The organism is Bradyrhizobium sp. CB2312 (genome assembly GCF_029714425.1).
Taxonomy (GTDB): Bacteria; Pseudomonadota; Alphaproteobacteria; order Rhizobiales; family Xanthobacteraceae; genus Bradyrhizobium.
Window position 1 is genome coordinate 7695312 of record NZ_CP121668.1, and the last position, 12046, is coordinate 7707357.

Here is a 12046-nt window from a genome sequence, read left to right on the forward strand (position 1 = left end):
GCGAGCGTGCGGATCGCGCGCGCCATAAACTCGTCATTGCGTGCGCAGCGGAGCGCGCCAAAAGAAAAAGGCCGGGATTGCTCCCGGCCTTTCGTGTTTGATGGATGGCCGGGTCAAGCCCGGCCATGACGTCTACGACGTCACTTCGCTTCCGCGCGCTTCGGGGGCTGCGCCGGCCACGACTTGATCAGCGTGTCGTAGTCGACGGTCTCGCCCTTCGGCTTCTCGTTGGCGAGCTTGCGCTGCGGAGCAATCGTGCCGTCCTTCTGGGCCTTGGCGAACCAGTACTCGGCCGACTCCTTCTTGTGCAGCTTCGGGCCGCAGGCGCCCTGCACGCCGGACTTCTCCAGGCGCTCCATCACGGAGTCCTGGGCCGCCGCGAGTGCATCCATGGCCTGCTGCGGCGTCTTCGTACCGGACGACGCATCGCCGATATTCTGCCACCAGAGCTGCGCGAGCTTCGGATAGTCAGGCACGTTGTTGCCGGTCGGGGTCCACTGCACGCGTGCGGGCGAACGGTAGAACTCGATCAGGCCGCCGAGCTTCGGCGCACGCTCGGTGAACGACTTGTCCCAGATGTCGGATTCACGGATGAAGGTGAGACCGACATGGCTCTTCTTCAGCGACACCGTCTTCGAGACGATGAACTGCAGGTAGAGCCAGGCCGCCTTGCGGCGGTCAGCCGGAGTCGACTTCAACAGCGTGAGCGAGCCGGCGTCCTGGTAGCCGAGCTTCATGCCTTCCTTCCAGTACGAGCCGTGCGGCGACGGAGCCATACGCCATTTCGGCGTACCGTCCGCGTTCATCACGGCGATGCCGGGCTTCACCATGTCGGCGGTGAAGGCGGTGTACCAGAACATCTGCTGGGCGATGTTGCCCTGCGCCGGCACCGGACCCGACTCGGAGAAGGTCATGCCCTGCGCCTGCGGCGGGGCATACTTCTTCATCCACTCGAGGTACTTGGTGATCGAGTAGACCGCAGCCGGACCGTTGGTGTCGCCGCCGCGCTCGACCGACGAGCCGACCGGACGGCAGCCTTCCATGCGGATGCCCCATTCGTCGACCGGCAGGCCGTTCGGGATGCCCTTGTCACCGTTACCGGCCATCGACAGCCAGGCGTCGGTGAAACGCCAGCCGAGCGAGGGATCCTTCTTGCCATAGTCCATATGGCCGTAGACCTTGACGCCGTTGATCTCCTTGATGTCGTTCGTGAAGAACTCGGCGATGTCCTCATAGGCCGACCAGTTCACGGGAACGCCGAGCTCGTAGCCGTACTTGGCCTTGAACTTCGCCTTGTAGTCGGGGTTGGTGAACCAGTCGTAGCGGAACCAATAGAGGTTGGCGAACTGCTGGTCGGGCAGCTGATAGAGCTTGCCGTCCGGCGCGGTCCCGAACGACTTGCCGATGAAGTCGTTGACGTCGAGCATCGGGTCGGTGACGTCCTTGCCCTCGCCGGTCATGTAGTCCGACAGCGCGATGGTCTGGCCGTAGCGGAAATGCGTGCCGATCAAGTCGGAGTCGTTGATCCAGCCGTCATAGACGTTCTTGCCCGACTGCATCTGGGTCTGCAGCTTCTCGACAACGTCACCTTCTTGAATGATGTCGTGCTTGAGCTTGATGCCGGTGAGCTCGGAGAACGCCTTGGCGAGCGTCTGCGATTCGTATTCGTGGGTGGTGATGGTCTCGGAGACGACGTTGATCTCCATGCCCTTGAACGGTTCGGCCGCCTTCGCGAACCACTCCAGCTCCTTCTTCTGGTCTTCCTTCGACAGCGTCGAGGGCTGGAATTCCGCGATCCACTTCTGGATCGCGGCATCGTCGGCGGCGCGCACCGGCGCCGAGACGGCGAACGACACCGCGACGATCGCGGCGGCGCTGGACATGGTCAGAAAGCTGCTCTTGGTCAATGGACCTTTCCTTCTCCTAAACTGTCGCATGTTGTTCCTCCGTTGCAGCGACAAACTTTTATACAGACCCGGTTGCCCCCGGATCTGGCCGTCCCTTCGCGAGCGTCAGACCGTGCGGAAAATGAGCACGGCCGTGGCCAGCGAAATTCCACTTGCGAGCCAGAGGCTCGAAATCTCAAAGCCATCCTCGCCGATCGGCAGCGTCGCGATCGCGTCGGTGCCGACGAGGCCGATCCACAAGAGGTGGATGACGGCCGCCGATATCAGCGAGATGAACAGGCGATCGCCGCGCGTGGTCGGGATGCGCAGCACGCCGACGCGCTCGGCTTCGGGATAGACCGCGGCAAGGCAAGTCATGACCGCGAGCGTGCAGGCGAGTGCGGCGAAGAAGATCGCCGTCGGCAGCGTCCAGGCCATCCATGCGATGGATTCCATTGATGCCTCCTCAGACGCGGCCGAGCGCGAAACCGCTCGCGATGTAATTGCGGACAAACCAGATCACGAGCGCGCCCGGAATGATGGTGAGCACGCCGGCAGCCGCAAGCAAGCCCCAGTCCATGCCGGCGGCCGACACGGTGCGCGTCATGATCGCGGCGATCGGCTTTGCGTGCACCGAGGTCAGCGTGCGCGCGAGCAGCAGCTCGACCCAGGAGAACATGAAGCAGAAGAAGGCGGCGACGCCGATGCCGCTCGCGATCAGCGGCACCAGGATCTTGATGAAGAAGCGCGGGAAGGAATAGCCGTCGAGGAAGGCGGTCTCGTCGATCTCGCGCGGCACGCCGGAGACGAAGCCTTCGAGAATCCACACCGCGAGCGGAACGTTGAAGATGCAGTGCGCGAGCGCCACCGCCCAGGGCGTATCGAACAGGCCGATCGCCGAATAGAGGTTGAAGAACGGCAGCGCATAGACCGCCGCCGGCGCCATGCGATTGGACAGCAGCCAGAAGAACAGATGCTTGTCGCCGAGGAAGCGGTAGCGCGAGAAGGCGTAGGCCGCCGGCAGCGCCACCGAGATCGAGATGATGGTGTTGAGGACGACGTATTCCAGCGAATTGATGTAGCCGGAATACCAGCTCTCATCGGTGAAGATGCGCTTGTAGTGCTGCAAGGTCGGCGTGTGCGGCCACAGCGTCATCGTCGAGACGATCTCGCTGTTGGTCTTGAAGCTCATGTTGATGAGCCAGTAGATCGGCAGCAGCAGGAAGACCAGGAACAGCCCCATGATGAGGCGGCGGCCGGGGATCGAATGCATCAGGCCACTCCTTCCTTTGGCTTGAGCGCAGGCACGGGCTTGAGCGCGGCCGAAGGCTTGGGCTCCAGCGCCGGTTCACTCTCCGCCTGGACCTTTCGTTCGACGCCGGCATTGGTCATGACGGTGTAGAAGATCCAGCACACGATCAGGATGATCAGATTGTAGACCAGCGAGAGCGCGGCGGCCTTGCCGAGGTCGAACTGGCCGAGCGCGATCTTGACCAGCTCGATCGACACGAAGGTGGTGGAGTTGCCGGGCCCGCCGCCGGTGACGACGAAGGGCTCGGTGTAGATCATGAAGCTGTCCATGAAGCGCAGCAGCACAGCGATCAGCAGCACGCGGTTCATCTTCGGCAGCTGGATCGCCCTGAACACGGCCCAGCGCGAGGCGCCATCGATCTGCGCCGCCTGGTAATAGGCATCCGGGATCGACTTCAGACCGGCATAGCAGAGCAGCGCAACGAGGCTGGTCCAGTGCCACACGTCCATCACGATGACAGTGATCCAGGCGTCGACGGCGTTGGACACGTAGTTGTAGTCGATGCCCATCGCATTGAGCGAATAGCCCATCAGTCCGATGTCGGGCCGGCCAAAGATCTGCCAGATCGTGCCGACCACGTTCCACGGAATCAGCAGAGGCAGCGCGAGAATGATGAGGCAGGCCGCGACGGTCCAGCCCTGGCGCGGCATCGACAGCGCGACGACGATGCCGAGCGGCACCTCGATCGCGAGGATCACCATCGAGAAGAACAGGTTTCGCCCGAGGGAAGCGAGAAAGCGGCCGCCGAGATCGGTCGAAGGATCGAGCAGCTCCTTGAACCAGCCGACACCGTTCCAGAAGAACTGGTTGTTGCCGAAGGTATCCTGCATCGAATAGTTCACCACCGTCATCAGCGGCAGCACCGCCGAGAACGCGACCACCAGGAACACCGGCAGCACCAGGAACCAGGCTTTTTGGTTGACGGTCTTGTCCATCAGGCGGCTCCCTCCACCAGAAGGCTGTCGGCATAGACGTGGACATGCGACGGATCGAACTTCAGCCCGGCCGTGCCGTCGGATGACGTGAAGCCCGCCGGCGCGCGCGCCGCGAGCTTGGCGTCGCCAACACGCACGCGCGCAAAGCGGATGCGGCCGAGATCGTCGATGCGTTCGATCTTCGCACCGAGCAGCCCGGGCGCGGGCGCCACGGCCTCGACGAATTCAGGCCGAACGCCGATCTCGATCTTGGCGCCTGCCGGAAGATTGTCGTAAGCGCGGTTGAGCGCGATGACATGGCCGTCGACCCTGGCCTCGCGCCCCCTCACCTCCGCCGGCAGGATGTTCATGCCGGGCGAGCCGATGAAGTAACCGACGAAGGTGTGCGCCGGCTTGTCGAACAGCTCGGCCGGCGTGCCGCTCTGCACCACGCGGCCGTCATGCATGACGACGACGGTGTCGGCGAAGGTCAGCGCCTCGGTCTGGTCGTGGGTAACGTAGATCATCGTGAGGTCGAGCTCGCGATGCAGCGCCTTCAGCTTGGAACGAAGCTGCCATTTCAGCTCGGGGTCGATCACCGTCAGCGGCTCGTCGAACAGCACGGCAGCGACATCGGAACGGACCAGGCCGCGGCCGAGCGAGATCTTCTGCTTGGCATCGGCGGTGAGGCGCGTGGCCTTCCGGTTCAGATAGGGCTCGAGGTCGAGCAGGCGGCCGATCTCGGCGACGCGCTTGTCGATCTCGGCCTTGGGCACGCCGCGGTTCTTCAGCGGAAACGCCAGGTTCTCCCCGACGGTCATGGTGTCGTAGATCACCGGAAACTGGAACACCTGGGCGATGTTGCGCTTCTGCGTCGACAGCGGCGTGATGTCCTTGCCGTCGAACAGGATTTTCCCGCGCGAGGGCGTGATGATGCCGGAGATGACGTTGAGCAGCGTGGTCTTGCCGCAGCCGCTCGGGCCGAGCAGCGCATAGGCGCCGCCCTGCCGCCAGGTCATGGTGACCGGCTTCAGCGCAAAGCTTTCCTGCGGCGCATCATTGCCGCCGTAGGAATGGGCGAGATCGACGAGGTCAATGCGAGCCATGGCGCATCTCCCTCACGAGCTCGGCGCCGCGACCAGACGGTCGGCGGCATCGAACACAAAGACATCATTCGGATCAAGCACCGCATCGATGGTCTGGCCGGGCTCGAACTCATGCACGCCGTGCAGCACCGCCACCCAGTTCGATCCGTCGCGGGTCAGATGCACGAAACTCTCCGAACCGGTGATCTCGGTCACCGTGACAGTGGCATGGAAGGCATGGCGGTCGGCCTCGCCATTGGCAAGCCCGAGCTGATGCGCGCGGAAGCCGACGCGATAGGCGCCGTCGGCCAGCGAGGAATAGAGGCCCGAGGCCGGCGAGGCCGTGCCGCCGGCATATTGCACGGAGCCGTTCCTCTTCTCGATGGCGACGAGATTGAGCGGCGGATCGGAGAAGACCTGCGCGACGCGCAAGGTCTGCGGCCGGCGGTAGACATTGGCGGTCTCGCCCATCTGCAGCGCCTGGCCTTCCCACATGCACACCGTGTTGCCGCCGAGCAGCAGCGCCTCGGTCGGCTCGGTGGTGGCATAGACGAAGATCGCGCCCGAGGCCTCGAAGATGCGCGGCAGCTCGGCGCGCAGCTCCTCGCGCAGCTTGTAGTCGAGATTGGCGAGCGGCTCGTCGAGCAGCACGAGATCGGCGCCCTTGACCAGAGCCCGCGCGATCGCGGTGCGCTGCTGCTGGCCGCCGGAGAGCTGGAGCGGCGTGCGCTTGAGGAACGGCTCGAGCCGCAGCAGCTTTGCCGCCTCCGCCACGCGCTTCTCGATCTCATCGCGCGGCTTGCCCTGCACGCGCAAGGGCGAGGCGATGTTCTCGTAGACCGTCAGCGAGGGGTAGTTGATGAACTGCTGATAGACCATCGCGACGGAACGTTGGCGCACGTCGGCGCCGGTGACGTCCTTGCCGCCAACCAGCACCTTGCCCGTCGTCGGCTTGTCGAGGCCGGCGAGCAGCCGCATGATCGAGGTTTTGCCCGACAGTGTCGGCCCGAGCAGCACGTTGAGCGTGCCGCTCTCGAGCGTCAGCGAGACGTCGCGGATGTGCGCGATGCCGTCGACGGTCCTGGTCACGTGATCGAGTGTCACGCTCATGAGCGTCCTCCTGCTTCCAGCAGTGGACTTTGCTGCACAGCGTGGGTCCTGATCCAGTCGTCAAGCGCGGCGATCTCGTCGGCACTTAGTCGCAGGCCGAGCTTGGAACGGCGCCAGACGATGTCCTCGGCGGTGACCGCCCATTCATTGGCCATGAGATAGCGCACCTCGCGCTCGGTCAGTGTCGCACCGAAGGCCTGGCCGAGATCGGCGGCCGATTTGGCATCGCCGAGCAACTTGATTGCCCTGGTGCCGTAGGCGCGCGCAAGGCGGCGTGCGTGCTCATGGCTGAGGAAGGGATAGCCGCGCTGAAGCTCGGCGACCAGGCCGTCGACATCGGACACATCCATGTCGCCACCGGGCAGCGGCCATTTGCCGGTCCAGCCCTCGCGCGCTTTCGCACTGCGAAGATAGGGCGCGAGCCGCTCCAGCGCCTCTTCGGCGAGGCGGCGATAGGTGGTGATCTTGCCGCCATAGATCGACAGCAGCGGCACACCGCCGGGGGTGTCGAGCTCGAACACGTAATCGCGCGTCGCGGCCTTGGCCTCGTTGGCGCCGTCGTCATAGAGCGGCCGCACACCGGAATAGGTCCAGACCACGTCCTCGGGCTTGACGGGTTTCGCCAGATACTCGCTCGCCGCCGCGCAGAGATACTGAATCTCCTCCGGCGTCGCCTTCACCTTGGCGGGGTCGCCGTCATAGTCCCGGTCCGTCGTGCCTATCAGCGTAAAATCGTCCTGATAGGGAATCACGAAGATGATGCGGCCGTCGGCGTTCTGGAACATGTAGGCGCGGTCGTGATCGTAGAGCTTCTTGACCACGATATGCGAACCCTGCACCAGGCGCACCTTGGCTTTGGCATTGACGCCGGCGCCGCGGCCGAGAACGTCCTCGACCCAGGGACCGCCAGCATTGACCAGGGCCTTCGCCCGAATCGACGAGCGCACGCCGGTCAGCGTGTTGACCATGCTGACGGTCCAGATGCCGTCGGACTGGTGGATCTCGGTGGCGCGGGTGCGGGTGCGGATCTCGGCCCCCTTGTCGGCGGCATCGCGCGCGTTGAGCACGACGAGGCGGGCGTCATCGACGAAGCAGTCGGAATATTCGAATGCGCGGCTGTAGCGGTTCGGGATCAGCGGCTTGCCGACCTCGTCACGCCTGAGATCGACCGAGCGGGTCGCCGGCAGCAGGTGGCGGCCGCCGATGTGGTCATAGAGGAAGAGGCCGAGGCGCAGCAGCCAAGCCGGACGCAGGCCGGCGTGATGCGGCAAAACGAAACGCAAGGGGCGGATGATGTGAGGCGCGATGCCCCAGAGGATTTCGCGCTCGATCAGCGCCTCGCGGACCAGCCGAAACTCGTAATATTCGAGATAGCGCAGGCCGCCATGCACCAGCTTGGTCGACCAGGACGACGTCCCACTCGCCAGATCGTTCATTTCGCATAGGAAAACCGTGTTGCCGCGGCCCACCGCGTCGCGCGCGATGCCGCAGCCGTTAACACCGCCTCCAATGATGGCGAGGTCGAAAATACGCTCCAACAGACGCATCCCCCGGCGACGCTCGTTCCTTCGAGCGGCTACTTTCGTTTTTGATTAGATCACACCGAAAAACGAAAGCAAGATGAAAGAGAGGCGAAAGGAAGTGAAAGAGGAACTTTTTTAGTGGGCAGATGGACGCGCAAATAAGCAGCACGGACGACAATTGAAGGAGCTGCAGCTCACTTGATATAGGAGGCCTCCAGAAATATAGTCACATTAGTCATAATGGTTTTCAACTCGCATGGCTGACCATAACACTGCGCCCGACACGCCTCCGATCAATGACACCTGGACCCTTGCGAATGCCAAGGCACGGCTGTCCGAACTGGTAGACCGCGCCCAAACGGGCCCGCAGGTCATCACCCGTCACGGCAAGCCGAATGCCGTAGTCGTTTCCGCCCAGGAATGGGCGCGCAAGACAGCACGCAAGGGCACTCTGGCCGAATTCCTGCTGGCCTCGCCGCTGCGTGGCGCCGACCTTGAACTCGATCGCGTGCACGACACGCCACGCGACGAAATGCCGTGAACCTGCTGCTCGACACCAACGTGCTGTCGGAGGTTCGGCGGCCTGCGCCTTCGCTGAAAGTCCTGGCGTGGCTCGATACGATCGACGAGGACCGTGCGTTCATCAGCGTCGCATCAATCGCTGAGCTTCGCCGCGGCATCGCATTGCTGAAGGACGGCCGCCGGCGCACAGCGTTAGCCGCCTGGCTTGCCCACGACCTGCCGGCGCGGTTTGCCGAGCGAGTCCTGCCGATCGATCACGCCGTGGCGGATCGCTGGGGCGACCTGATGGCGGAGAGCCGCAGAACAGGAGTTGCGCTGTCTGTCATGGACGGCTTCTTTGCGGCGACCGCGCTTGCGAACAGCCTCACGCTCGTCACGCGCAACGTGAAGGATTTCGCGGCCTTGGGCGTCCCGCTGCTCAATCCGTGGGACGCCTAATACGCTATCTCAACCGCACCACCGGCGCGGCTTCGGGCGCCGCGTCCTGCGCATCGGCCTGGGTGTCGTCGATATCCGCCCCCTTCGGCATCGCTTCCACCACCTCGATGCCCTTGCTGTGGCAGATGGTGGCGAGGCGCTCGGGGAGCTCCTGGTCGGTGACAAAGGTCTGGATCTGGGTGATGTGGGCGATGCGCACCGGCGCGCTGCGACGCAGCTTTGTCGAATCGGCGACCAGCATGACGCTGCGGGCGTTGGCGATGATGGCCTGCGCCACCTGCACCTCGCGATAATCGAAGTCGAGCAGCGCGCCCTCCTCGTCGATCGCGGATGCGCCGATGATGGCGTAGTCGACCTTGAACTGGCCGATCAGCTGCGTCGCGGTCGAGCCAACCACGGCGCCGTCGGCGCGCCGCACCGTACCGCCGGCCACCACCACCTCGATGCGGGGATGGCGGTAGAGCAGCATGGCGACGTTGAGATTGTTGGTGATGACGAGCAGGTCCTCGTGCGAGGTCAGCGCGCTCGCGACCTCCTCCGTGGTGGTGCCGATATTGATGAACAGCGAGCAGCCGTTCGGGATCAGCGATGCGGCCGCGGCGCCGATGGCCTTCTTCTCATCGGCGGCGACGAAGCGGCGCGCCTCATAGGCGAGGTTTTCCACGCCGGAGGCGATGATGGCGCCGCCGTGGATGCGGGTCAGCGATCTCCGTTCGCAGAGATCGTTGAGATCCTTGCGGATGGTCTGCGCCGAGACCTCGAACTTGCGCGCGAGCTCTTCGACCATGACACGGCCGGAAGCGCGCGCGATGTTGAGGATCTCGGCTTGGCGGTGGGTCAGTCCGGTCACGGCAACGGCCTCAAATCAGGAGGATGCATGGTGCGGCGGTTCGCGGCTTCGGTCAATGCGCGCGCCGATCACGGTTAACGGATGGCCCTCACCACGCCATCGCGGCGGCAAGACGCGCAAGCAGCTGCGGATCGTCGAAGGCACTGGCGGAGGCGACCGCGCCTGATGCAACCAGGTCAGCATGGCTGAGGCTGGTGCGGATGCCGATGGTCGGAATGCCGGCCGCTGTGGCGGATTGCACGCCGGTGCGGGAGTCCTCGAATGCGATCGAAGCCTCCGGCCTCGCCCCGACGAAACGCAGACCTTCCTGATAGGGCAGCGGATGCGGCTTGCCATGCGGCAGCTCGGCGCCGATCACGAGCGCCTTGAAGCGGTGCGTGATGCCGAGGCCTGACAGCAGCAGCTCGGCGTTGAGACGCGGCGCGTTGGTCACGGCGACCATGGGAATGCCAGCGCCATCCGCACGGTCGAGGAGCGCCATCAGGCCCGGCAGCGGCGCGATCTGCCCGGCCACCAGCCTGCGGAAGACCTCCTCCTTCTCATCGAGGATCAAGGCGCGCCGCTCCGGCGCTTCGTGGGGCAGAAAGCGCTCGCCAATTGCGACATTGGCGAAGCCTTGCAGCTCCCTGGAGAAGCGCGCGTGGTCGAAGACATGGCCATGCGGACCGAGCACCTGGTTGAAGGCCTTCAAGTGCAACGGGTCGGTGTCGGCGAGCGTGCCGTCGATGTCGAACAGCAACGCCTTGCCCATCGTACCCTGTCTGGCCTCGATCATTTCCGTACTTTCCAAAATGCGCGACGCATCGATGCGTGAGACGTATCAATACGACCTCGATCGCGCAATGACGCATCCACATGACGACAATGCGGCACTCGACAAAGTCGCGCGCGGCTGCAACACTCCATGCAAGATCAAAAAGGAGGAAACGATGACGATCAACCGACGCGATCTGGCTCTCTCGACTCTCGCCGTCTCCGCGCTTGCGCTCACATCACCGGCGCTCGCCGCATCGGCGGACGAGGAAGCCGTGGCGAAGAAGGTCGAGGCCTTCCGCCTCGCCCAGATCGCGGCCGACCCGAAGGCGCTTGGCGCGCTGTGCTGGGATGATCTCAGCTACAGCCATTCCAACGGCAAGGTCGAGGACAAGGCGACCTTCATCGCCAACGCCACCGACGGCAAATCGAAATTCCTGTCGATCGAATACAAGGACCCCACCATCAAGGTGGTTGGCCCCGCCGCGATCGTCCGCTTTCACTGGCTGGGCGAGCAGGAGATGGCGGCCGATGGGAAAAAAGTGTCGACCAACCTTCACATCCTGATGAACTGGCAGAAGCAGGGCGACGAGTGGAAGCTCTTGTCGCGGGCTGCAACGAAGTTGTGATGATGGTCTTGCCCTCTCCCCTTGTGGGAGAGGGTGGCTCGCCGCGAAGGCGGCGAGACGGGTGAGGGGTATCTCTCTTCACGAACGATCTTGCGGAGAGATACCCCTCATCCGGCGCTTCGCGCCACCTTCTCCCACAAGGGGAGAAGGAAAAAGGCAGCAGCACCAAGGGCTGCAAAAAATTCCGACCACGCTTCGCGCGCCCCGGAATGACTGGTGCGACGCTTACGCAGCCTCCTTCACATCGCCGTTAACCAGCTTGCGCGCCGCGCGCTCGGCTTCGCGTGCGTTGCGAAAGAGTTGGCCTTCGAGGCGGTTGAATTGGTGGGAGGAGGCGAAGAAGCAGTAGCCTCCCTGGCCGCGGACCACGATACCCGCAGTCTGCGAATTCACTTCGATGATGTAGCTGTCCGGCATGGTCCGTGTAGTCCTCAGTGCGCGCAGACAACGGCATCCAGGCCCAAAGGTTCCTGGGCGTTTGAGGCCGTTTCCACCCCGAATCGACACGCAATTGGGTACGCCGGGACCTCATCCGTTTTATGACTTGTTCTTGGCGAAGCCTTGACGGTTGCTGACGCGACGCCGCGCGGTCATCCGCCGCGCGCGCTTACGTCGCGATCGACGTATCGGTGGAGCGCACCTCCTGAGGTCGGCCATGCTCGTCGATCGAGACATAGGTGAAGTTGCCGTCGGTGACGAGGAACGGATGCTCCTCGCCGCGACGCAGCGCCCACGCTTCGAGATGCACGGTCATCGACGTGCGCCCGACGCGCACGAGATTGGCATAGACCGAGACGAGATCACCGACATAGACGGCTTTGCGAAAATTCATCGCTTCGATCGCGACCGTCACGGTGCGCGACTTCGCGACTTTTGAAGCAAACACGCCGCCGCCGACATCCATCTGGCTGAGCAGCCAGCCGCCGAAGATGTCGCCGTTCGCATTGGTGTCGGCGGGCATCGCTAGCGTGCGGATGCAGAGATCGCCGCGCGGCGCGGTATCGGACTTTTCGCTCATATCGCT

14 protein-coding genes are annotated in these 12046 nt (G+C 63.9%); 3 read left to right on the forward strand and 11 right to left on the reverse strand.

The window, feature by feature from the left end:
• Positions 1-140 precede the first annotated feature (140 nt).
• The 7 genes from QA642_RS37350 to glpD all read right to left on the reverse strand — a co-directional run bounded on the left by QA642_RS37350 (position 141) and on the right by glpD (position 7854).
• Positions 141-1883 (reverse strand): ABC transporter substrate-binding protein, encoded by a 1743-nt coding sequence (locus tag QA642_RS37350; protein ID WP_283087060.1) that lies wholly within the window; start codon positions 1881-1883, stop codon positions 141-143.
• A gap of 129 nt (positions 1884-2012) precedes the next feature.
• Positions 2013-2342 (reverse strand): DUF2160 domain-containing protein, encoded by a 330-nt coding sequence (locus QA642_RS37355; RefSeq protein WP_283081368.1) that lies wholly within the window; start codon positions 2340-2342, stop codon positions 2013-2015.
• A 10-nt stretch (positions 2343-2352) separates the two neighbouring features.
• On the reverse strand, positions 2353-3159 hold the full coding sequence (locus QA642_RS37360; RefSeq protein WP_027564313.1) for a carbohydrate ABC transporter permease: 807 nt from the start codon (positions 3157-3159) through the stop codon (positions 2353-2355).
• A complete protein-coding gene (locus QA642_RS37365; protein ID WP_283081369.1) occupies positions 3159-4133 on the reverse strand; it encodes a sugar ABC transporter permease in 975 nt (324 codons plus the stop codon). The genes QA642_RS37360 and QA642_RS37365 overlap by 1 nt, the downstream gene beginning before the upstream one ends.
• Positions 4133-5218 (reverse strand): ABC transporter ATP-binding protein, encoded by a 1086-nt coding sequence (locus tag QA642_RS37370; protein WP_283081370.1) that lies wholly within the window; start codon positions 5216-5218, stop codon positions 4133-4135. Before QA642_RS37370 ends, QA642_RS37365 begins: the two co-directional genes overlap by 1 nt.
• 12 nt (positions 5219-5230) lie before the next feature.
• Positions 5231-6307 carry an ABC transporter ATP-binding protein gene (locus tag QA642_RS37375; protein ID WP_283081371.1) on the reverse strand — a complete coding sequence of 359 codons (1077 nt, stop codon included), beginning with the start codon at positions 6305-6307 and terminating at the stop codon, positions 5231-5233.
• Entirely contained in the window at positions 6304-7854 is a 1551-nt protein-coding gene (gene glpD, locus QA642_RS37380) for a glycerol-3-phosphate dehydrogenase (protein ID WP_283081372.1), read from the reverse strand. Before glpD ends, QA642_RS37375 begins: the two co-directional genes overlap by 4 nt.
• 232 nt (positions 7855-8086) lie before the next feature.
• Between glpD and QA642_RS37385 the strand changes: the two genes are divergently transcribed.
• Both QA642_RS37385 and QA642_RS37390 read left to right on the forward strand, forming a co-directional pair.
• On the forward strand, positions 8087-8371 hold the full coding sequence (locus QA642_RS37385) for a type II toxin-antitoxin system Phd/YefM family antitoxin (protein WP_283081373.1): 285 nt from the start codon (positions 8087-8089) through the stop codon (positions 8369-8371).
• Positions 8368-8790 (forward strand): type II toxin-antitoxin system VapC family toxin, encoded by a 423-nt coding sequence (locus QA642_RS37390; protein WP_283081374.1) that lies wholly within the window; start codon positions 8368-8370, stop codon positions 8788-8790. Before QA642_RS37385 ends, QA642_RS37390 begins: the two co-directional genes overlap by 4 nt.
• 4 nt (positions 8791-8794) lie before the next feature.
• Here QA642_RS37390 and QA642_RS37395 read toward each other — a convergent pair whose 3' ends face one another.
• Positions 8795-9640, reverse strand: a complete 846-nt coding sequence (locus tag QA642_RS37395) for a DeoR/GlpR family DNA-binding transcription regulator (RefSeq protein ID WP_235539959.1) — start codon at positions 9638-9640, stop codon at positions 8795-8797.
• Between the two features lie 88 nt (positions 9641-9728).
• Positions 9729-10415: an HAD-IA family hydrolase gene (locus QA642_RS37400; RefSeq protein WP_283081375.1), complete on the reverse strand. Its 687-nt coding sequence runs from the start codon at positions 10413-10415 to the stop codon at positions 9729-9731.
• 154 nt (positions 10416-10569) lie between these two features.
• Here QA642_RS37400 and QA642_RS37405 point away from each other — a divergent pair, with 154 nt between their 5' ends.
• Positions 10570-11022, forward strand: a complete 453-nt coding sequence (locus tag QA642_RS37405) for a nuclear transport factor 2 family protein (RefSeq protein WP_283081376.1) — start codon at positions 10570-10572, stop codon at positions 11020-11022.
• 225 nt (positions 11023-11247) lie between these two features.
• On the opposite strand, the gene QA642_RS37410 is transcribed toward QA642_RS37405, so the two are convergent.
• Together QA642_RS37410 and QA642_RS37415 are read right to left on the reverse strand one after the other, a co-directional pair.
• A complete protein-coding gene (locus QA642_RS37410) occupies positions 11248-11439 on the reverse strand; it encodes a hypothetical protein (protein ID WP_195799755.1) in 192 nt (63 codons plus the stop codon).
• A 190-nt stretch (positions 11440-11629) separates the two neighbouring features.
• Complete coding sequence (locus QA642_RS37415; protein WP_283081377.1) at positions 11630-12040, reverse strand: acyl-CoA thioesterase; 411 nt, start codon at positions 12038-12040, stop codon at positions 11630-11632.
• Between the last annotated feature and the right edge of the window lie 6 nt (positions 12041-12046).

Excerpts from the sequence above, each read along its gene's own strand:
- QA642_RS37350 (WP_283087060.1), bottom strand. The coding sequence starts at position 1,883 with ATGTCCAGCGCCGCCGCGATCGTCGCGGTGTCGTTCGCCGTCTCGGCG.
- QA642_RS37355 (WP_283081368.1), bottom strand. The coding sequence starts at position 2,342 with ATGGAATCCATCGCATGGATGGCCTGGACGCTGCCGACGGCGATCTTC.
- QA642_RS37360 (WP_027564313.1), bottom strand. The coding sequence starts at position 3,159 with ATGCATTCGATCCCCGGCCGCCGCCTCATCATGGGGCTGTTCCTGGTC.
- QA642_RS37365 (WP_283081369.1), bottom strand. The coding sequence starts at position 4,133 with ATGGACAAGACCGTCAACCAAAAAGCCTGGTTCCTGGTGCTGCCGGTG.
- QA642_RS37370 (WP_283081370.1), bottom strand. The coding sequence starts at position 5,218 with ATGGCTCGCATTGACCTCGTCGATCTCGCCCATTCCTACGGCGGCAAT.
- QA642_RS37375 (WP_283081371.1), bottom strand. The coding sequence starts at position 6,307 with ATGAGCGTGACACTCGATCACGTGACCAGGACCGTCGACGGCATCGCG.
- glpD (WP_283081372.1), bottom strand. The coding sequence starts at position 7,854 with ATGCGTCTGTTGGAGCGTATTTTCGACCTCGCCATCATTGGAGGCGGT.
- QA642_RS37385 (WP_283081373.1), top strand. The coding sequence starts at position 8,087 with ATGGCTGACCATAACACTGCGCCCGACACGCCTCCGATCAATGACACC.
- QA642_RS37400 (WP_283081375.1), bottom strand. The coding sequence starts at position 10,415 with ATGATCGAGGCCAGACAGGGTACGATGGGCAAGGCGTTGCTGTTCGAC.
- QA642_RS37405 (WP_283081376.1), top strand. The coding sequence starts at position 10,570 with ATGACGATCAACCGACGCGATCTGGCTCTCTCGACTCTCGCCGTCTCC.
- QA642_RS37410 (WP_195799755.1), bottom strand. The coding sequence starts at position 11,439 with ATGCCGGACAGCTACATCATCGAAGTGAATTCGCAGACTGCGGGTATC.
- QA642_RS37415 (WP_283081377.1), bottom strand. The coding sequence starts at position 12,040 with ATGAGCGAAAAGTCCGATACCGCGCCGCGCGGCGATCTCTGCATCCGC.